The 19,751-nt window shown below is 54.8% G+C and carries 18 protein-coding genes and 2 pseudogenes; all 20 read left to right on the forward strand.

From position 1 onward, the window contains the following. The coding region (locus ABLU96_RS11070) for a type VI secretion system contractile sheath large subunit (RefSeq protein WP_133242211.1) at positions 1 to 107 on the forward strand (107 nt) is incomplete at its 5' end. A gap of 13 nt (positions 108 to 120) precedes the next feature. Then, positions 121 to 1,464, forward strand: a complete 1,344-nt coding sequence (gene tssK / locus ABLU96_RS11075; RefSeq protein WP_064358504.1) for a type VI secretion system baseplate subunit TssK — start codon at positions 121 to 123, stop codon at positions 1,462 to 1,464. Next, positions 1,461 to 2,126 (forward strand): type VI secretion system protein TssL, short form, encoded by a 666-nt coding sequence (gene tssL, locus ABLU96_RS11080; RefSeq protein ID WP_014229072.1) that lies wholly within the window; start codon positions 1,461 to 1,463, stop codon positions 2,124 to 2,126. The genes tssK and tssL overlap by 4 nt, the downstream gene beginning before the upstream one ends. Further along, the gene (locus tag ABLU96_RS11085) at positions 2,123 to 3,811 is read left to right on the forward strand and encodes an OmpA family protein (RefSeq protein WP_064407279.1); all 1,689 of its coding nucleotides are present in this window, start codon (positions 2,123 to 2,125) and stop codon (positions 3,809 to 3,811) included. Before tssL ends, ABLU96_RS11085 begins: the two co-directional genes overlap by 4 nt. Positions 3,812 to 3,955: 144 nt before the next feature. Then, positions 3,956 to 4,447: a type VI secretion system effector Hcp gene (gene hcp / locus ABLU96_RS11090; protein WP_014229074.1), complete on the forward strand. Its 492-nt coding sequence runs from the start codon at positions 3,956 to 3,958 to the stop codon at positions 4,445 to 4,447. A 246-nt stretch (positions 4,448 to 4,693) separates the two neighbouring features. Further along, entirely contained in the window at positions 4,694 to 7,336 is a 2,643-nt protein-coding gene (gene tssH, locus ABLU96_RS11095) for a type VI secretion system ATPase TssH (protein ID WP_064407280.1), read from the forward strand. Next, on the forward strand, positions 7,333 to 9,831 hold the full coding sequence (vgrG, locus tag ABLU96_RS11100; protein WP_163521025.1) for a type VI secretion system tip protein VgrG: 2,499 nt from the start codon (positions 7,333 to 7,335) through the stop codon (positions 9,829 to 9,831). Before tssH ends, vgrG begins: the two co-directional genes overlap by 4 nt. Next, the gene (locus ABLU96_RS11105) at positions 9,828 to 11,981 is read left to right on the forward strand and encodes a DUF3274 domain-containing protein (protein WP_064406692.1); all 2,154 of its coding nucleotides are present in this window, start codon (positions 9,828 to 9,830) and stop codon (positions 11,979 to 11,981) included. Before vgrG ends, ABLU96_RS11105 begins: the two co-directional genes overlap by 4 nt. Positions 11,982 to 11,985: 4 nt before the next feature. Then, entirely contained in the window at positions 11,986 to 12,684 is a 699-nt protein-coding gene (locus tag ABLU96_RS11110; RefSeq protein ID WP_086074116.1) for a hypothetical protein, read from the forward strand. Positions 12,685 to 12,814: 130 nt separating this feature from the next. Further along, the gene (locus ABLU96_RS11115; protein WP_064407451.1) at positions 12,815 to 13,513 is read left to right on the forward strand and encodes a sialidase family protein; all 699 of its coding nucleotides are present in this window, start codon (positions 12,815 to 12,817) and stop codon (positions 13,511 to 13,513) included. 97 nt (positions 13,514 to 13,610) lie between these two features. Next, positions 13,611 to 13,799, forward strand: a complete 189-nt coding sequence (locus ABLU96_RS11120; RefSeq protein ID WP_064378525.1) for a hypothetical protein — start codon at positions 13,611 to 13,613, stop codon at positions 13,797 to 13,799. Between the two features lies 1 nt (position 13,800). Then, on the forward strand, positions 13,801 to 14,499 hold the full coding sequence (locus tag ABLU96_RS11125) for a sialidase family protein (RefSeq protein ID WP_064377847.1): 699 nt from the start codon (positions 13,801 to 13,803) through the stop codon (positions 14,497 to 14,499). 14 nt (positions 14,500 to 14,513) lie between these two features. Then, positions 14,514 to 14,771 carry a PAAR domain-containing protein gene (locus ABLU96_RS11130; RefSeq protein WP_074177954.1) on the forward strand — a complete coding sequence of 86 codons (258 nt, stop codon included), beginning with the start codon at positions 14,514 to 14,516 and terminating at the stop codon, positions 14,769 to 14,771. After that, positions 14,771 to 16,153: a hypothetical protein gene (locus tag ABLU96_RS11135; protein WP_064406687.1), complete on the forward strand. Its 1,383-nt coding sequence runs from the start codon at positions 14,771 to 14,773 to the stop codon at positions 16,151 to 16,153. The genes ABLU96_RS11130 and ABLU96_RS11135 overlap by 1 nt, the downstream gene beginning before the upstream one ends. A gap of 11 nt (positions 16,154 to 16,164) precedes the next feature. Then, a pseudogene (locus ABLU96_RS11140) lies at positions 16,165 to 16,374 on the forward strand (contractile injection system protein, VgrG/Pvc8 family); the annotation flags it as partial. Positions 16,375 to 16,449: 75 nt separating this feature from the next. Next, positions 16,450 to 16,626, forward strand: coding sequence for a hypothetical protein (locus ABLU96_RS11145; RefSeq protein WP_158413618.1), 177 nt, complete (start codon positions 16,450 to 16,452; stop codon positions 16,624 to 16,626). Positions 16,627 to 16,629: 3 nt separating this feature from the next. Beyond that, on the forward strand, positions 16,630 to 17,661 hold the full coding sequence (locus ABLU96_RS11150; protein ID WP_064406686.1) for a DUF6708 domain-containing protein: 1,032 nt from the start codon (positions 16,630 to 16,632) through the stop codon (positions 17,659 to 17,661). After that, positions 17,658 to 17,924 carry a PAAR domain-containing protein gene (locus ABLU96_RS11155; protein ID WP_074189050.1) on the forward strand — a complete coding sequence of 89 codons (267 nt, stop codon included), beginning with the start codon at positions 17,658 to 17,660 and terminating at the stop codon, positions 17,922 to 17,924. The genes ABLU96_RS11150 and ABLU96_RS11155 overlap by 4 nt, the downstream gene beginning before the upstream one ends. Continuing rightward, entirely contained in the window at positions 17,924 to 19,138 is a 1,215-nt protein-coding gene (locus tag ABLU96_RS11160; RefSeq protein ID WP_139155586.1) for a hypothetical protein, read from the forward strand. The genes ABLU96_RS11155 and ABLU96_RS11160 overlap by 1 nt, the downstream gene beginning before the upstream one ends. Before the next feature lie 85 nt (positions 19,139 to 19,223). Continuing rightward, positions 19,224 to 19,751: pseudogene (locus ABLU96_RS11165) on the forward strand (hypothetical protein); the annotation flags it as partial.

The following is a 19,751-nucleotide window of genomic DNA, read 5'->3' on the forward strand; positions in this document are numbered from 1 at the left end:
ATCCGGGCTTCTTCCGGGTGAAGCTGTACGCGGTGCCGCACTTCCAGGTGGAAGGTATGGACGTGAACCTGTCTCTGGTTTCTCAGATGCCGAAAGCGAAAGCGTAAGGCGGGGGCAGGGATGAAAACAGTACGACCGCTGTGGGGGCGGGGCCAGATGGTTTCCCCTCAACATTTTCAGCAGGAGGCCGCGCAAGCGGCCTGGCACACCGAGTGTGTCGCCCGACTGGGAGCAATACATCCCTGGGGGGTTGCGCGGACGGCTTTTGACGCCGCGCTGCTGAAGCAGGGGAAACTGAAGGCCGACCACCTGTGCGTGCGTTTCGCCGACGGAACGCTCACTGATAGCGATAACGCCGATGCGTTGCCGCCCGTGATGACCTTACCGGAAACAGAAAGCCACGAACTGACGGTGGTTTTGGCGCTGCCCCATGAGTATGAAAACGGCGGCAACTGCCTGCAACCGGAGCAGAAAGCGGAGCGTCCTGTGCGCTGGCGTCTGGCCTGGCGGGAGGTGCGTAACCGCTATGGGGATGACAGCCGCCAGATTGCGGTAATGCAGCCGGAGCTGACGCTGCGTACAGAGGATAACGACAACGGCAATTACCAGACCGTCGCCGTGGCCCGTCTTAAGCGCGACAGCCAGGGAGACTGGTCGCAGGACGCGTCGTTTATCCCGCCGCTGCTGAACGTGCAGGCCAGCCGCTGGCTAACGGAGCAGACAGAATATCTGACGGGTCAGCTACGCGCGCGCCTGCAGCGCCTGATGTCTATGCGCCGGGAGAGCAACGAACGGATGGCCGACTTCGCGGTGGCGGACGTGTCGCTGTTCTGGCTGCTGAATGCGCTCAACAGCGCGGAGCCGGTGCTCAGCCACTTTGTGCGCTATCCGCAGGTGCACCCGGAGCGGCTTTATCAGGCGCTGGCCGGTCTTGCAGGCAGCCTGCTGACGTTTTCTCTTGATCACACCACCGCCGATATTCCGGCCTATCGTCATGAGCAGCTAACGGCGGTCTTCCCGCCGTTGTTTGACCTACTGGGTGTGCTGCTGGAAGCCAGCCTGCCATCCCGGGTCGTGGCGATTGACATGGTCCGCGATGAGCGGCGCAAGCGCTGGCACGCCCGTCTCCACGATCCGAGACTGCGTGAAGAGGCGGATTTTTATCTCTCGGTACGCTCGCCGCTGCCGGTAGCGCAACTGCTGGAGCAGTTTCCGCTTCAGTGCAAAGCGGGTAGCCCGGATGAAGTCGACAGGGTGGTCAACGGTTCGCAGCCCGGCATTCCTTTGCGCGCGATGAGCCACGTCCCTGCGGCTATCCCGCTGCGCCTGGAAAACCAGTATTTCACCCTTGATATGACCCATCCGGCGGCGCGGGCGATGCTGCTGGAAGGCAGTTGTGTCTTTTACGTCCCCGGTCTGCTGGGCGATCCGGAACTTGAACTGTTTGCGGTGCTGCGCTCATGAAACAGGACATAAATATCGACGCCCTGATGGCGGACGCGTGGCTGACGGTGACGGAACTGCGGTTCGGCGCAAGACTGGCCGACGGGGAGGGCGACCGCCTGTGGCGACATTGTGTAGATCATATTGAACAGGTGATGGCGAAGCTTGAGGCTGCGGACGTCAGCGAGGCGAGCCGTCGGCATATTCTCTACGCCTGGTGTGCGCTGCTGGATGAGACCGCCAAAGGACGCGAAGGCGAGGATGATGCCTGCATCGTCTGGTATGACCGTCCGCTGCAGGCGAAATACTTTGGTGCTCTGGACGCCGGAGACGCGTTGTATGAACGGATGCGTCAGGTTCTGCGCGAGCCCGCGCCGGATATGGCGGTGCTGACCTGTTTCCACCGGGTGCTGATGCTTGGCTTTAAAGGGTGTTATGCCCTGAATGAGCCGGCACGTGACCAGCTTGTTCGGGTACTGACCGAGCGCGTGCCGCCGTTTGAAACGGACCAGAGCCGTCCCGTACTGGCGGGTATCTCCGGGCGCAGCGGCCTGGCGGACGGGTTACGTCGCTGGCCGGTTTGCATCGGGCTGTCGCTGGTAGCGATCGCCGCGCTGTGGTGGGGTCTGAACCACTGGCTTGATTCCCTGATTGCAACCCTGCTGCCGGGGGCCGGGAAATGAACGTGCGCTATTTGCGCCTGTTATGGCTCTGGGGCGGGATCCTGGCGCTGCTGCTCTGCCTGCTGTTTCTGCCGCTGGCCTCCGGCGGGCGAATTCTGGCCGTTGCGCTGATACTGGCCGCCGTTATCGCCGGGCTGATTTTCGCCGGGCGCAGGCGGGAAGATCCGCTGGTGGATAACGCCTGGCTGGATGAGATACCGGACGCGCCGTATCGCCTGCCGGTGGTGCTGGTCTGCGGCGATATCGCCGGGTGGCCGGAGAGCGGGCCAGTTTACCGCACGGCACAGGGCTGCTGGTTAAACGTCCCGACGGCTGAACTGCAGCAGACGGTACGTATTCTTCTGTGGAAACGCCCGGACCTCGTATCGCAGCTGGCGGTGATGGTCAGCGTCTGTCCGCAGCTGCATCGTGATGAGGCGGCGCTGGCGGCCGGGCTTCATGAGCTGCGCTGGCAGCTGAGCCAGGTGCGGAGCGATTGCCGCCGGGCGGTGCCTTTACTGTTGAACAGTAAAGTGGCGGGGGCGTCTGTTCCACAACCGCTGTGGCAGACAGCGCAGGCCGGGGAGGCCATGCAGGTATGGCTGGCGGACGATGTGCCGTGCAGCACCGGGACATGGCTGGCGCAAAAGGACGGGACGGACCGCCTGGCTGCGCAGGTGAGGATGAATACGCTGGTTCGCCTGACTGAACAAACAATGATGGCCGCGCTGACGGCGGCGTCGGACGATATGCCTCCGGCGGACCCGGCGATGGTGGTATATCACATGACGCCTTCGGGGGCGCCGGTTCTGGCTGATAGCCTGTGGCAGCGCTGGTTGTCTCAACATACTGCCCTGAATTCGCTGCCCGGCTGGCAGCCCAACCCCTCATCAGCGGATGTCACGCTGCCGAATTTTATTCTGCCGCTGTTGCCACTGGGCGCCGGCGTGACGCCGCTCAGCAGAACTTTACGGCGGGCATTCTGCCTGTTCACCCTTGCCGCCATTATCGCACTGTGCGCCAGCGCGTGGAACAACCGCCAGCTGCTGCAGCGGGTGGGGTTCGATATTCAGCATTACGCGCAGATTGCGATGGATGACTACGCCCCGAAAGCCCGCGCCGTGCAGATCCTGCGCGGGGATGCGCTGCAGCTGGATCGGTGGGCGCGCCACGGTGAACCGCTGGAAATGGGGCTCGGCCTGTATCACGGGGAGCATTTGCGCATGCCGGTGCTGGACGCCATTCGTTCCTATGTCCCGCCGCCTCCGCCACTGAAGCCTGCCGAGAAAACCGCGCCGAAAATCATCCGCCTCGACAGCATGTCGCTGTTCGACACCGGCAGGTGGGCGCTGAAGCCCGGCTCGACAAAGCTGCTGGTGAACTCGCTGGTGGGCATCAAAGCGAAGCCCGGCTGGCTGATTGTGGTGGCGGGCCATACCGACAGCACCGGCGACGATAAATCCAACCAGATACTTTCGCTTAAGCGTGCCGAATCGGTGCGCGACTGGATGCGCGACACCGGCGACGTGCCGGAGAGCTGTTTTGCGGTGCAGGGCTACGGCGAGAGCCGACCCGTTGCCCCCAACGACACGGCCGAAGGCCGGGCGCTGAACCGCCGTGTCGAAATCAGTCTGGTGCCGCAGGCGAATGCCTGCCAGCCACCGGGCATGACCCCCGCGCCATCGCAGGATGATGGCGCTTTTTAAAATGATACACACAGTCATTCGGGCTGCCTCGCAGCGGCAACTGAATGCGTCCCCGGAAGCATAGTTCACTATGTGACCGGGGCAAATGAAGGCAGCCAACAAAGAGGCCGCCTGAAGGACGACGTGTATAAATGGAGAAGTAATATGGCAATACCAGTCTATCTGTGGCTGAAGGACGACGGCGGCGCGGACATCAAAGGTTCCGTGGACGTGAAGGACCGCGAGGGCAGCATCGAGGTGGTGGCGCAGGAGCATAACCTGTACATCCCGACCGACAACAACACCGGGAAGCTGACCGGCACGCGTATCCACACGCCGTTCCTGTTCACCAAGGAAATCGACGCCTCCAGCCCGTACCTGTACAAGGCGGTGACCACCGGCCAGACGCTGAAGTCGGCGGAGTTCCGCTGGTACAAAATCAACGACGCCGGTCAGGAAGTGGAGTACTTCAACACGAAGCTTGAGAACGTGAAGGTGGTGAAGGTCAACCCGCTGATGCACGACGTCAAGGACCCGTCCTACGAGAAGCATAACCACCTCGAGCAGATTGAGCTGCGTTACGAAAAAATCACCTGGACCTACAAGGACGGCAACATCATTCATTCCGACAGCTGGAACGAACGCGCCACCGCCTGATGACTCGCCATATTTCACGCTGTAGCGCCGTTGGCTGCATTCGCTTGTCGTCTTGCTACAGCGCGAACTATTTAGAGTCATCCCCTGATGGGCAGTTTCCGCTGCCCGTTTTTGCTGAGCGCCTGAACTGACGGGCGCTCAGCAAAAAAACAATCTGCCTGCCTGACCTGATGCGCTTTGGGTTCCTGAATAACAGGGAACAGCGACGGGCGGTAGCGTGTCCGGAACTGATAAAGAGAAAAGCTCATGGAAAATCCCGCCATTTTGTTACGCCGTCTTAACCCTTACTGCGCCCGTGCGATGGAAGGCGCTGCCACCCTGTGCCAGACCCGGGCGCACGCGGAAATCCTGCCCGAGCACTGGCTGCTGAAACTGCTGGAGCAGGGCGAGGGCGACCTGACGGTACTGGCGCGGCGCTACGAATGGGATATGGACGCGATATGGCAGGATTTGCTGACCTTTATGGATAAGCTCCCCCGTTCGGTGCGCGGCCGCCCGCAGCTTTCAGACGCTATTCAGACTCTGATGCAGGAGGCATGGCTAAGCGCTTCGCTGGCCGGGGAGGAGCATATCCGTAGTATCCACCTGCTGATGGCGCTGGTGGATAAACAGAGTCTGGTGCGCTGCGACGGCCTGTGGCCGCTGCTGACCCTGGCGCAGAGCCAGCTGGCGCGCCTGCGTCCGCTGCTGGACGCGCAGTCCGAAGAGCGCCCGGAGGTGCAGCAGGAAGCAGAGCTGGCGCAGGGCGACGAGGTGGCGTTTGTCGGCCGTCCGGTTAATGCGGGCGTAAAAGAAGGGGATCTGAATCCGGCTCTGCAGAATGCGCTGGATAAGTTCACCCTCGACGTGACCGCCCGCGCCCGGGACGGCAAAATCGACCCGGTGTTCGGCCGTGATAATGAAATCCGCCAGATGGTGGACATTCTTTCCCGACGCCGCAAGAACAACCCGATACTGGTGGGCGAGCCGGGTGTCGGCAAGACCGCGCTGGTGGAAGGTCTGGCGATCAGAATCGCCGAGGGCAACGTCCCGGATGCGCTGAAACCGGTAAGCGTGCGCACCCTTGACCTCGGCCTGCTGCAGGCCGGAGCGGGGGTGAAGGGAGAATTCGAGCAGCGGCTGAAAAACATTATCGACGCGGTGCAGCAGTCGCCGCTGCCTGTGCTTCTGTTTATTGATGAGGCCCACACCCTTATCGGCGCGGGTAACCAGGCGGGCGGCGCCGATGCGGCTAACCTGCTGAAACCGGCCCTTGCCCGGGGCGAACTCAGAACTATCGCCGCCACAACCTGGAGCGAGTACAAACAGTATTTTGAGCGTGATGCGGCGCTGGAGCGGCGCTTCCAGATGATCAAAGTCGATGAGCCGGACGACGACACCGCCTGCCTGATGCTCAGGGGCCTGAAGTCCCGCTACGCGGAGCATCACGGGGTGCACATCACCGATGAGGCGGTGCGCGCCGCCGTCACCCTCTCCAGACGCTATCTGACCGGACGCCAGCTGCCGGACAAGGCGGTGGATTTACTCGACACCGCCTCCGCCCGCATCCGCATGAGCCTGGATACGGTGCCGGCGCCGCTGACCCGCCTGAAGGCGCAGCTCACCGCCCTGGCGATGGAAAAGCAGGCGCTGCTGGAAGATATCGCGGCGGGTAACCACACCCACGGCGAACGCCTGGCGGCCATCGAACAGGACGAAGTCCGTATTATCCTGCAGCTCGATGAGCTGGAAACGCAGTACGGCCAGGAGCTGAAGCTCACGGAAAACCTGCTCGCCTGCCGCGCCGATATCTCCCGCCAGGCGGAAATCGCGGACCTGCAAAACCAGCTTAGTGCCGTGCAGCAGGGGAACCCGCTGCTGGGGCTGGACGTGGACGCGCGCACCGTTGCCACGGTCATCGCCGACTGGACCGGCGTGCCGCTCTCGTCTCTGATGAAGGATGAGCAGACGGAGCTGCTGAGCCTGGAACAGCAGCTCGGTAGACGCGTGGTGGGCCAGGACGCTGCGCTGAACGCCATCGCGCAGCGTCTCCGTGCCAGCAAAACCGGGCTGACGTCGGAGAACGGCCCGCAGGGCGTGTTCCTGCTGACCGGGCCGAGCGGCACCGGCAAGACTGAAACCGCGCTTGCCCTTGCTGACGCGCTGTTTGGCGGTGAGAAATCCTTAATCACTATCAACCTCTCCGAATACCAGGAGCCGCATACCGTCTCCCAGTTGAAAGGCTCTCCTCCGGGGTACGTCGGCTACGGCCAGGGCGGGATCCTCACTGAAGCGGTCAGAAAGCGTCCGTACAGCGTGGTGCTGCTGGACGAAGTGGAGAAGGCCCATCGGGACGTGATGAACCTGTTCTACCAGGTGTTTGACCGGGGTTTTATGCGCGACGGCGAGGGGCGGGAGATCGACTTTCGCAACACGGTTATTCTGATGACCTCCAACCTCGGCAGCGACCACATCATGCAGATGCTGGACGAACGGCCGGAGGCCACGGAATCTGACCTGCATGAACTGCTGCGTCCGCTGCTGCGCGACCACTTCCAGCCCGCGCTGCTGGCGCGCTTCCAGACGGTGATCTACCGCCCGCTCACGCGGGACGCGATGCGCACGATTGTCGGTATGAAGCTCAGCCAGGTGAGCAAACGCCTCAGTCGCCACTACGGCATGACCACTACCATCAGCGACAGCCTGTACGACGCTCTGACGGATGCCTGCCTGCTGCCGGATACCGGGGCGCGCAACGTGGACAGCCTGCTCAATCAGCAGATACTGCCGGCGCTGAGCCTGCAGCTGTTAAGCCATCAGGCGGCGGGGCAGAAGGCGCAGCACCTGATGCTGGGTCGTGATGAAGAGGGGGGGATTGTGATGGAGTTTGGCGCAGGGGCGGGCGTATGAGCGAGATAAAATCCCTGCTGTTCAGCCACAGCCACCATCTGTTAACGGTGCGCGGCTGCAGCGCCCTTCTGGACGTGCTGAGCTTTGAAGGTGAGGAGGCCCTGAGCGAACCGTTCAGATACGTGATTGAGTTCACCAGCGCCGACAAAACCATCACGCCGCAGCAGATGCTGATGCAGGACGCGACCTTCACCCTGCAGGCGCCGGCGGACCAGGGTTTCGGGATTAACATTCAGCAGCCGGTGCGCACGATTCAGGGCGTGGTGACGGCGTTTGAGCGCCTTTCCGCATCCCGCGACGAAACGCACTATTCCCTGACCCTGCAGCCCCGTCTGGCGCTGCTCTCCCGGAGCCACCAGAACCGGATTTACCAGGATATGTCGGTGCCGGATATCGTGGAGCATATCCTGCGTACCCGCCACGCCATGCGCGGGGAGGACTTTGTTTTCACCCTGGCACAGGCGTATCCGCGTCGCGAGCAGGTGATGCAGTACGGCGAGGACGACCTGCGCTTTATCACCCGCCTGCTGGGCGAGGTCGGTATCTGGTTCCGCTTCACCGCCGACACCCGGCTGAACATTGACGTGGTGGAGTTTTACGATGACCAGCGGCACTACGAGCAGGGGCTGGTTCTGCCGTCGGTGCCGCCCTCCGGCCAGCACGACAGCGGTACCGAGTCGGTGTGGGCGCTGAAAAGCCAGCATAACGTGGTGCAGCAGTCGGTGTTCACCCGGGACTACAACTACCGCAACGCGCCGGAGGAGATGAGCCAGAGCGCGGACGTGACGTCCGGCGACGTCACCACCTACGGTGAGGCGTATCACTGGGCGGATAACTACCAGGCGCCGGGCAGTGACGGCCAGCGCAACCCGGAGCCGGAGAGCGGGGCGTTTTATGCCCGTCTGCGCCACGAGCGCTACCTGAACGACCAGACCCGGCTGAGCGGCAGAACCAGCAGCGCGGCGCTGGCGCCGGGCCGGGAGCTGAAGGTCACCGGAGGCGCTGAGGTGACGGAGGTTTTCCGCCAGGGCGTGGTGATTACCGGCATCCACAGCCGCGCCCGTCGCGACCGCAGCTATGAGGTGGCGTTTACGGCCATCCCGTTCTCGGAAAATTACGGCTTCCGTCCGCAACCGGGCGACAGGCCGGTCATGGCCGGCACGCTGCCGGCGCGGGTGACCAGCACGAAAACCAACGATATCTACGGCCATATCGACCGCGACGGCCGTTATAAGGTCAACCTGCTGTTCGACCGCGACCACTGGTCGCCGGGGGAAGAGAGTCTGTGGGTACGTCAGGCGCGCCCCTATGCCGGGGACACATACGGCCTGCACCTGCCGCTGCTGGCGGGGACGGAAGTGGCCATCGCTTTTGAGCAGGGAGACCCGGACCGTCCGTATATTGCCGGTGTCCTGCACGACTCAACGCACCCGGACCCTGTCACCATCCGGAACTATAAGCGCAACGTCCTGCGGACCCCGGCGAACAACAAAATCCGCCTCGACGACGCGCGTGGCAAAGAGCACATCAAGGTCAGCACGGAGTACGGCGGCAAGAGTCAGCTGAACCTGGGGCATCTGGTGGACAGCGAAAAACAGCCTCGCGGGGAGGGGTTTGAGCTGCGGACGGACAGCTACGGAGCGATACGGGCCGGAAAGGGGATCATGCTCACCACCGAATCGCAGCCGCGTGTGCAGGGCAAACAGCTGGATATGACTGCGGCGATCGTGGAACTGGAAAAGGCGTTGTCGCTGGCGAAAACATTACAGCAATGTGCCGCCACTGCCGGAATCAGTGTGGTGGACACAGGGCAACAGCAACGACTCAGCCAGACACTGAAACAACTAAAAGGGGCGGGGCTTCTGACGTATGCCGGTGAGGGGCAGGCACATATCACACCTGCAAGCCTGCAACTTTCCACAGGCGAGGATTTAGTTGCAACGGCGGGTAACGATGCCAGCATCAACGTGGTAAAAAAATTCTCACTGGCTGTTGGTGAAAAGCTGGCCCTGTTTGCCCGAAAACTTGGCATCCAGATGATTGCCGGTGCCGGAGATATCACAGTTCAGGCACAGCGCGGTGCCATGCATATGCTTTCACAGCAGGATTTCACATTGACCAGCACCGACAGCAAGCTGAATATCAGCGCAAAACAGGGAATACAACTGGCCTGCGGAGGCGGTGGCATCCGCATTAATGCGGATGGATCGGTTGAAATATTCTCACCCACAGGCGTTGATATTAAAGCGCCAAACTTTGCCTATAAAGGCCCTGAAAGTGTGCAGATACAGATGCCAAATTTTGATAAAGGGGCGTTTAAACACCGTTATCGGCTTCATGCTTCCGATGATCCAGAACAAATTCTGACCAGACAAAAATTCCGCGTCAAAAGCTCTGCGGGCGACATCGTCGAAGGTGAGACAGACGGCGAAGGATGTTCGCCCCTGCTTGATGCGACCGATCTTGATACCTGGACACTGGAGTTACTCTCATGACTGATAAAAAAACCAGCCCGTATGCGCCGCGCATAGCTTCCAGAAACAATGTGTCGGTGCCAGAAGGACTTGGGAAAGCGGCGCAGACCTGCAATGTGGCGGTTCCCCGTCCCATGCCCTGTATCGTCATTCTGGTGCATGGCGTGAATGATGTGGGCGAAGCGTACCAGAACCAGGAAACGGGTATTATTGCGGGTCTGAGTAAGCGCCTTAACCGTACTGACCTCTACGCGCATGAATGGAAAGATTTCATGATGATGCATAACGAAGAGGCGCAGAAAAAAATCGCCGCGCCGGGTCGTTCGCCGGTTATTCCTTTTTACTGGGGCTACAAGCCGGTGACGTATGACGACTGGGTTGCGGACCAGCAGAATTACCGGAAAGAAGTGGACGCCCAGAAGCTGGGGGACAAAGCCCATATTCCCTATGATGCTTATCAACAAAATGATAAAGAGAAAATGAAGGCTGTCGGCAACGATGGCGATAATAAGGTGAAGTTTCAGAACGACAACTGGAACAATGCGCTGGATATGAATTTTGCCAAAGGTGGCGGAACCTTTGCTAATGCCACCACCAGCATCCCCGATATGCTGGGGCCGGGGGCAGGAGGGGCGGCTGTTGCCGCCGCAGGGTTTAGCACACTGTATCTGAACGGCGGTGACTATACGCACCCGATTTTTCCCAATCCGCACCGTATTTATCAGTTTTTTGCCGCCCAGCGGCTGGCGGATTTGATTATTCAAATCCGGGATGAGCCTGTCACCGAGAACGACGTGATTAACGTAGTGGCCCACAGCCAGGGCACCATCATCACCATGCTGGCGAATATGCTGGTCAAACAGGCGGGATACAGTCCGGCCAATTGTGTGATTCTGAACAACTCGCCGTATTCGCTGGAAAGCCGGCTGATGGAAAATGCCCAGTCGGGCCACCACCAGACCAGCGCGGCGCGGCAGCAGACGTTCAAAAACTTCTGCGCCGTGATGGCGGAACAGTACAAAGGCGGCGAACTCTCCGGTGATGACATTGAGGCGCTGGAGGGGAGTTGCACGCTGCGCAGGCCGGAAGAGAATCCACTGCGTAAAGACAATAAGTATCGCCGTAACAACAACGGCAAGGTGTATAACTATTTTTGCCCGAACGACGGAACGGTTTCGCTGAAAAATGTTCAGGGTTTTGGCTGGCGGGGTATTCCCGGTGAGCTGGCCAGTGCTATTCCTAACCTGCGTCAGCGCGTATTCTGTCAACATGTCTGGGTGGGGAAGGCTCCAGATGAAAAACCATTTGAAATGCCACCATCATATAAGGGCGACTTTAAATACAGCGTTGCCACGAATGCCAGTTATACCGCGAGTGATGTGATTATTAATGGCGAGGAGCTACCGGAAACCTTCATGTTCAGATTGCAGGGGCAGGACAATCACCCGGATAACGACGAGAAAACCTGTGATGCACCGTATAAGGCGAATATTGACCCTGACAGCCCGGATGCGTATATCTCCTACTCGGCGAAAGCCTATGCCATCAGCCGCACGGCAAGTGCCACATATCCGCTGGACGATTATCAGCGCCGTTCATGGTTTCCGGGCCATGTACTGACGGAAAGTGAATTGCAGACAGAGAGTAACAAGCGGAATGTAACAGTGATTCACGGCATGGTAAGCGGGTCAAAAGATTTCCCGGCCCTCACGCTGACGTGGCTGAAATCCCGTGATGAACTTGAAAAGGAGTGGCAGAAATCAGACCCGGTGAGTTACAGCCAGCACTCCTCTGTCGTGATGAGTGAGTTTGCGCCTTCTCATGCGATGGCGTTTGACCTGGCGATAGGGCAGTGCAAGGCGTTTAATTACAAAGCGGGAGAATTCTGGGAAGCCCTGCTGCACCGCGCTGACTGGCGGGATGTGCATAATGGAAATGTTGATGCAAAAGAATATTACCGGACAGGGAGACTACCGCTGGAAGGAACAAAAAACTATATGAACAAGCCCGATGAGGTTATTCCATCGTTAAAAGAGTGTGGTGTGGTGAATCAGTTTATGAATGCCACAAAGGTTATTCCGTCCCGCGACCTGGCAACCGGAAATAAGGAAGTGCCGAATACACAATGGGACAGGCCAGACACGCTAACCGACCGCCAAATGAAAGGTTAACGATATGAAAAAGTTAACAACAGGCATTGTTTTAGCCGGAACATTGACTGCCACCGGATGCCTGGCAACCAAAGAAGCTCCGACCCAAGTGGTTTATCGCTTTGACGACCACCGTTATCTGGAACTGAAAGGCTGGAACTGTGAGGGTGAACTCTGGTACACGGATACGCAGAGAGGCATTCATTCACAGCCATATTTTCAGTTTTACCGGATATTTACCAAAAAATTCATTCATCCCTCCGAGCGTTATATCGCGATAACCAGCTGGGAATCTGGTGGTTTTATTGTATCAAAGGACTATGGGAAAAGCTGGCAATCAGTAGGATTTTCGCCGGGAGAGAATGAACCTAATGGAGATAATCGCGCTCCACGAGAGGATGTTATTTCTTTCACAGTCGTGAATGACCAGGGATTTTTGCAGACGAAGCACCGGTTGTATATGTCATCAAAACCGTTTGATGATCCGCGTCTTGCTGTTGGTGGACCCGGTATTACTTACACAGCATCAGATGGTGCTGTTCATCACATAGATCCCAAATTTCCCGGCAGGGCCTGGGGTATGGTGTACATGACTAAGCAAGGGTTGCAAGAAAGCACAGATCAATTTAAATCTAACTGGCAGGATCTTCCCGACAAAGTACCGGAAGTGAAAAATTACCAGGGCTGGGATCATATGCGGTGTGATATGGACGCCGGGAAATAACGTAGTGGCCCCCAGTCAGGGCACCATCAGGGGTATCTGGCGAAAGACTATAAAGAAATACCGAATACGCAATGGGACAGGCCGGACACGCTGACAGACCGTGAGCTGGGTATAACGAAAGGGAACTGATATGAATTTCACTCAGATGGCAGGCAGCGTGTTAGCGGCAATGCTGGTGGTCAGCGGATGTGGTGCCAAAGAACCGCCGACGCAGGTGGTTTACCGATTTGACGACCACCGTTATCTGGAACTGAAAGGCTGGAACTGTGAGGGAGAACTCTGGTACACGGATACGCAGAGAGGTATTCATTCACAGCTATATTTCCAGTTTTTTCGGATATTCACCAAAAAATTTGTGCACCCTTCGGAACGCTATCTTGTTATCCCAAATTGGGACCCAGGGGCTTTCAGAGTATCTAAGGATTACGGAAAAACCTGGACCACGGCGACATATTCTCCCGGAGAAAACGAACCGAATGGTGACTCATCACCGCCGAGAGACGACATTCTTTCCTTCACAGTCGTAAATGACCAGGGATTTTTGCAGACGAAGCACCGGTTGTATATGTCGTCAAAGCCGTTTGACGATCCGCGCATTCTTCCCGGTGGTCCGGGGATTACCTACACTCTTGATGACGGAACGGTACATAGAATTGATCCGCAATATCCAGGCTGGGCCTGGGGAGTGGTGTATTTCACCAAAGAAGGATTAGATGGCAAGGTTGTGCGTCATGAAGCTAACTATCAGGATCTTCCCGACGAAGTACCGGAAGTGAAAAATTACCAGGGCTGGGATCATATGCGGTGCGATATGGACGCCGGTAAATAACGTAGTGGCCCCCAGTCAGGGCTGGCAGGAAGAGAACCTGCTGGCGAGAGAGTATTACCGGACGGGGAAACTTCCGCTGGAAACAACAAAAAACTAGATGAATAAACCTGATGAAGTTGTTCCTTCGTTAAAAGAGTGTGGGGTGGTGAATAAATATATGAACGCCACAACGATAATTCCTTCTCAGGGGTATCTGGCGAAAGACTATAAAGAAATACCAAATACGCAATGGGACAGGCCGGACACGCTGACGGACCGTGAGCTGGGTATAACGAAAGGGAACTGATATGAATTTCACTCAGATGACAGGCAGTGTGTTAGCGGCAATGCTGGTGGTCAGCGGATGCGGTGCCAAAGAACCACCTATGCAGGTGGTTTACCGCTTTGACGACCATCGTTATCTGGAACTCAAAGGCTGGAACTGTGAGGGAGAACTCTGGTACACGGATACGCAAAGAGGTATTCATTCACAGCTATATTTCCAGTTTTTTCGGATATTCACCAAAAAATTTGTGCACCCTTCGGAACGCTATCTTGTTATCCCAAATTGGGACCCAGGGGCTTTCAGAGTATCTAAAGATTACGGAAAAACCTGGACCACGGCGACATATTCTCCCGGAGAAAACGAACCGAATGGTGACTCATCACCGCCGAGAGACGACATTCTTTCCTTCACAGTCGTAAATGACCAGGGATTTTTGCAGACGAAGCACCGGTTGTATATGTCGTCAAAGCCGTTTGATGATCCGCGCATTCTTCCCGGTGGTCCGGGGATTACCTACACTCTTGATGACGGAACGGTACAGAGAATTGAACCACAATATCCGGGAAAGGCCTGGGGGCTGGATTATATTACCAAACAAGCGCTTGTAAATGACACGGCCAAATATAAAACCAATTATCAGGATCTTCCCGACGAAGTACCGGAAGTGAAAAATTACCAGGGCTGGGATCATATGCGGTGCGATATGGATGTGGGGAAATAAGGAACCGATATATAATGAGAGGTGTTATTCGTCTTAACGATCCGCTGGTGTGTGGCGGTCATGTATCTACCGCTTCCGGTGTCGAGTTTATGGGTATTAAGGTTGCATTAAAAGGCGATCTGGTTATCTGCCCCGAACATAAAGGGACATTTATCATTGCTGAATGCCATCCATCCTGGACAATGCTTGGGCGTGGTGTGGTGGTTGACGGTTGTAAGGCTGAGTGCGGTTGTACAATAAAAACAACGTTACCAAATGCGGGGGGCGTCTGATGCAATGGTGGTTGTATGAAAAACAGAAAGAGGCGGAAAACCCTGGTATTTCATTATGGCTCCTCATTTTCACTTATGTAGTCGTCATTACATTTTGTTTATTCATTCGTGCAACAACATGGCCGAATAATAAGCATATTGACGCTCTTTTTTTTCTTCCGGCGTTGGCGCTCCCTTTTTTAATTATTACTGCACTGATGTGCTTTGTTAATATTTTTAAAAGCGCACTTGTTCATTATGCTGAAATGCGTAAGTTTATCGCGTTATCACAGGAATACCATTTAAAACAATATGCCCGGAAAAATATAATTATTGCCGGATGGTCTGTGATCACTCCGCTGGAACAACCTGCATTGAATCTGTTGAAGCTGGAAGGTGAATTCCCGCTGGCCCCGAAAAATCCGTTAAAAATCAGGCAGGAACAGGGGTTTGATTATACTCGTATCGAACAGATATTTGGTGAATTAATTGGGCCATTGGCAACCAAACTAAAAAATCATAACTATCGTGGTTTTAAGACGACGTTATGGGTACGGGGAGGGGATGAGTATTGTTGTGATGAATTACAGCGAATGTTAGGGCGATTTGACATTAATCACAACAGTGACTGCCAGATAGAATATCTGTCAGAATGTCCTGATTATTCCCTTATAAATACATGGATTAAACAGTCGGAGACCTCCCGGGTAAATCGCCTGATATTTATCATCGATATATATGGTGATGATAGCGATTCAAAAAGTATGGAAAGTGCGTGTGCACTTTTACTCACAAACCGTTATGTCAAAATCGAAAGTGAAAAACCAGTTTACCTCTATCAGCCGATGGCAGGTGTGAATGATGTTGAGGCCAAAGTACCTGTGTATCTGCAAACAGAACCGGTAGCCTCACCAAAAACGCTCTGGTACACAGGGTTGTCCCGGGCTGAGAAATATCCGCTGTTGAAAGCGCTTGATGAGCAGAAACAGGCTCCTGAACGACTGGATATTGAGGCATCACTGGGTGAAAGAAGCGCCGGATACCGGTGGCTTGCACTCGCACTGGCTGCTGACGCGGTAAAATATGCGCAGGGTGGGCAACTTGTTGCTGTGTCAGAAAATAATCAGTTTAGCATCGCGGCATTGTCGTCCAGACAACCTCCTGAACTAGATGATTTTAAAGGATTTGAACACACCCAACCTTGGCTTTTTGGAGGAATGTCCGGAATCCTTCTGATGCTTTCTTTTTGGGTGTACCAGTTTAGTTTTTTTGATTCGAAGAACCCATTTTCCTTATGGGGATTTATTGCCGGTAGTTTTACCCCACTCATTGTGGGGGGCGTTATTGGCATATTGGCAACCTGGTATAGCAGTAAAAATGCCTGTGCAGATATGGGCTGGTAATTATGAGCGGCATTCAGGATATCCTGCATACCCGCCACGCTATGCGCTGAGAGGACTTTGACCCTGCACAGGCGTATCCGCGTCGCGAGCAGCTGATGCAGTACGGCGAGGAGGACCTGCGCTTTATCACTCGCCTGCTGGCTGAGGTCAGTATCTGGTTCCGCTTCGCCGCCGACACCTGGCTGAACATTGACGTGGTGAAGTTTTGCGATGACCAGCGGTACGGCGCTGGCACCGGGCCAGGATCATCACTTGGAGTACGTATGGAAATTGTTGGCCTTACGCTGGGGTGAGTAATGGCAGCCGTGCTTCTGGTTGCAGCATTTTATATTTCCTGGAAACAGACCAATGAGCTGCAGCAATGGCTGGAAAAAACGATGTGGGGAGTAACGCCGGAGGGGCTTCCTCCTGAACCACATCAGACGCTTCAGATTGAAATGCAGAGTCTGAAAGACATTATGCAGGCAGGATAATAAATGGATTACGAAGGATTAATGATCAAATACAAGTACCGGGCCTCACCTGTACTGACAGAGGATGAACTCGCTAATCAATTACATCAGAATGAAAAATTAGACCTGGGTGACAATAAAGTCATGGATGATGCGGCGGTGATTCATCTCAGTTCAGGTTATATGGAGGTGGTTGATAAGTGGTATGCGATAAAAGGATTTTTAACCGTTCCATCCCTGGCTCTGTTTCTTCTTTTTACTTGGGGTGTATATGATTTTACGTCAACAATGGTATATGAGTACTTATCCGGGCGTCAGAGAGATCTTTTTTTCTGGGGATTTGGCACTGGTGCAGTAATCATTTCTTTTCTTCTGGCATGGTTCTGTTCATTTATGATGAGGGTTGAATGTTTCCGCTGGACGCATTATCCCGTCAGATTTGACAGGAAAAACAGACTGGTGCATGTATTCAGCGTGGACGGGGAGGTTTACAGCGCCCCCTGGGACGACATTTTCTTTACGACTGGATGTTATACAAAAACAAGATTTAAGCGGAAGAATTACGATATTCGCGGACATGTGCTGGCGGAAGATCGCAAAACGGTGCTGAAAACGTTCACGCTGTCGGTTTCCGCTCCGCGGCGTGAAGACCTGTACCGCAACTGGGAATTTGTGCGCCGTTATATGGAGGAAGGGCCGGAAGCGGTCGCCGGCGTACTGAAACTGATGCCTCCGGTGGAGGGACGCCGGGAAGGGATATTTTTTGGCTACTGGTATCTGATGTTCAGCGCCACCTACGGGGCGCCGTTTTTTGTGGTGCCCTTTCTGATGGCGCTGTATCTGACGGCCTGGCCGTTCCGGGTCTTTGCGATGTACACCTGCCGGATCCCGCGCTGGAGTGAGGAAGTCGAGGCCAGTTGCGTGATTGCGTCGGACGATCCCTGGGATATCAGTGCCGCGCAGAATCCCCGTTCGCTCTGGCGCTGGATGCTGGGAATGGACAAGGCGCGCAGCATGGTGGATAAAAAACGCGCCATGATGGAGGTGAAGAAATGAAGGGCATCGTTCGTATTGGCGATAAAACAACGCATGGTGGTCAGGTGCTGTCCGGTTCCGGGACCTTGAAATTTCAGGGGGTGGGTGTGGCGCGTTTAGGCGATGCGGTAAGTTGTCCCATAGAAGGGCATAGTCCATCATATATAGCGGAAGGCCACCCTACTATGAAAGATAATGGCGTACCCGTTGCATTTCATAATTATAAATGTACTTGCGGTTGCACATTAATTACCTCACTAAGCTGCGCTACAACGAGTAAATAATGCCTGTTGATCTCTCTGTGATTCCTCCCGCAACTAAGCGGAAATTACCTCCGTCCGTAAAACGATGGTCGGTTGTGCTGCTTGTCTTCATTGTTTGTGGTGGGCTTTTTACCTCATTGTTGTGGCCCTCACATAGCATAGTACGAGGGGGATTATTCTGGAACTGTTTTATCAGCTTACCATTTATAATATGGTTGTTTATATTTGGTGTTCGCTGGCTATGTTATTTGACATCCGTATGGTTCTCTGATGGCTGGAATCATGAACGGGAAAAAGATATTGGGAATGAAATTCAGCGTGGGCAGCGTTATCTGACGCTGGAAGCTGTATGTACGCATTTACAACACGTTGTAACGTCTGGTGTCATGACGGACCAATTTATAATACCTGGGGGAGTTGAGTTACCCACAGTGGTGGATGAAGTCACGCAAATAGTGAGCTATCAAACCCGTTTTGGCGATGCCAGGTTACCTCTATCAATCAGAATAGTCAGGGAGCTAACCTTACTTCTTGAGGACATAACGTTACAGACAGCGTTAATGAAATGTAAGGCTTCAAAGCGGTTGACTGTGGTTTTACAGCTCGATAGTGATATTGCATTGGCGTCAGATACTATTTCAGATATTCAGGAGGAAATTAAATTACTTGTGCCTGAGCATGCGCAAGTTTTGTTTTCCTCTCAATTTGGATTGACCGATATTGATAATTGGCTGGATAAACCTCGAACTATAGAAACTCTATTGATTTTGTCAATGAAATTAAAAACAAAATTACGTAATGGAGAAGGGGAAGCTGCAGTGGCATTGCTTTTAAACGCCACACAAGACGATTCACAACTGAAAGAGTATATAGCTCATATTCACAGGCCGGAAAAAACAACTCATGCAGGACTAAATGCATCAGTGATGCAGTCATTGTTATGGGGAAAGAGCAATCTCGAAAATATCGAATATCTCTGGTTAGCAGGAATGGGGGCGAAAAATAAAGAGAAAACACAGGTTGCTAATAATCTCGGTTTGCCATTGAATGATACAAAGGCGAAGTTGATCGATATTGACATTAAGAGTGGTTTTACGGGGAGTGTATCGCCGTGGCTTGCTATTGCTTTGGCTTCTGGTAATCACAGATATTCCTCACCACAGCTGATTGTCAGTATGTCTGAACATGATGATTTCTTGTGGTCGTTGGTCGTTAGGCCTCAAGCACAGTTGTAGCTTCGAATTTATTATCCTCGTGTTATTTAAGTTGTAAGTCATTGCTGAAGTTTCTCTATCCAGTTATTTTATGTCGGGAGAAAAGGTGAAACGTATTTTGCAGGGAATAAAAAACACAACATTTCAGTTGTGGTTTATCTTGTTTGTTCTTTTATGCTTGGGAATTGCAGCATGCCTTATCCTCAGGAGTGAACCGACTATACTGGGGATTTCTCCAGACTCTATCTGGTTTGAGCGGCTATTTATATTAGCTCTGGTACTAACGGGTGGATTACTGCTCTTTATTATCATTTTTTTTATTACGACATATTTGTTTGGTAAAAACGCTTACCGCCAGGCTAAATTCCTCTCATCTGGAAATAAAACCGATTTTATACGGCATCGAAGTGAGGCAGAATCCTCGACCGTTGCCAGCATTCGGCATGTGAAAGCCCACCTCCGCCGTCGCTACAACCTTTTCTGGCGCAGTAAAGTCCGCCTGCTGCTGGTCTGTGGCGAACCCGAACATATCGCCGCCATCGCCCCCGGCCTTGCCGAAAAACAGTGGCTTGAAGGCCACCGCACGGTGCTGATTTACGGCGGCAGCCTGTCATCGGCGCCGGACACCGGGCGC

Origin of the sequence: Klebsiella sp. CN_Kp106, from assembly GCF_040064575.1 — a bacterium.
Taxonomy (GTDB): Bacteria; Pseudomonadota; Gammaproteobacteria; order Enterobacterales; family Enterobacteriaceae; genus Klebsiella; species Klebsiella michiganensis.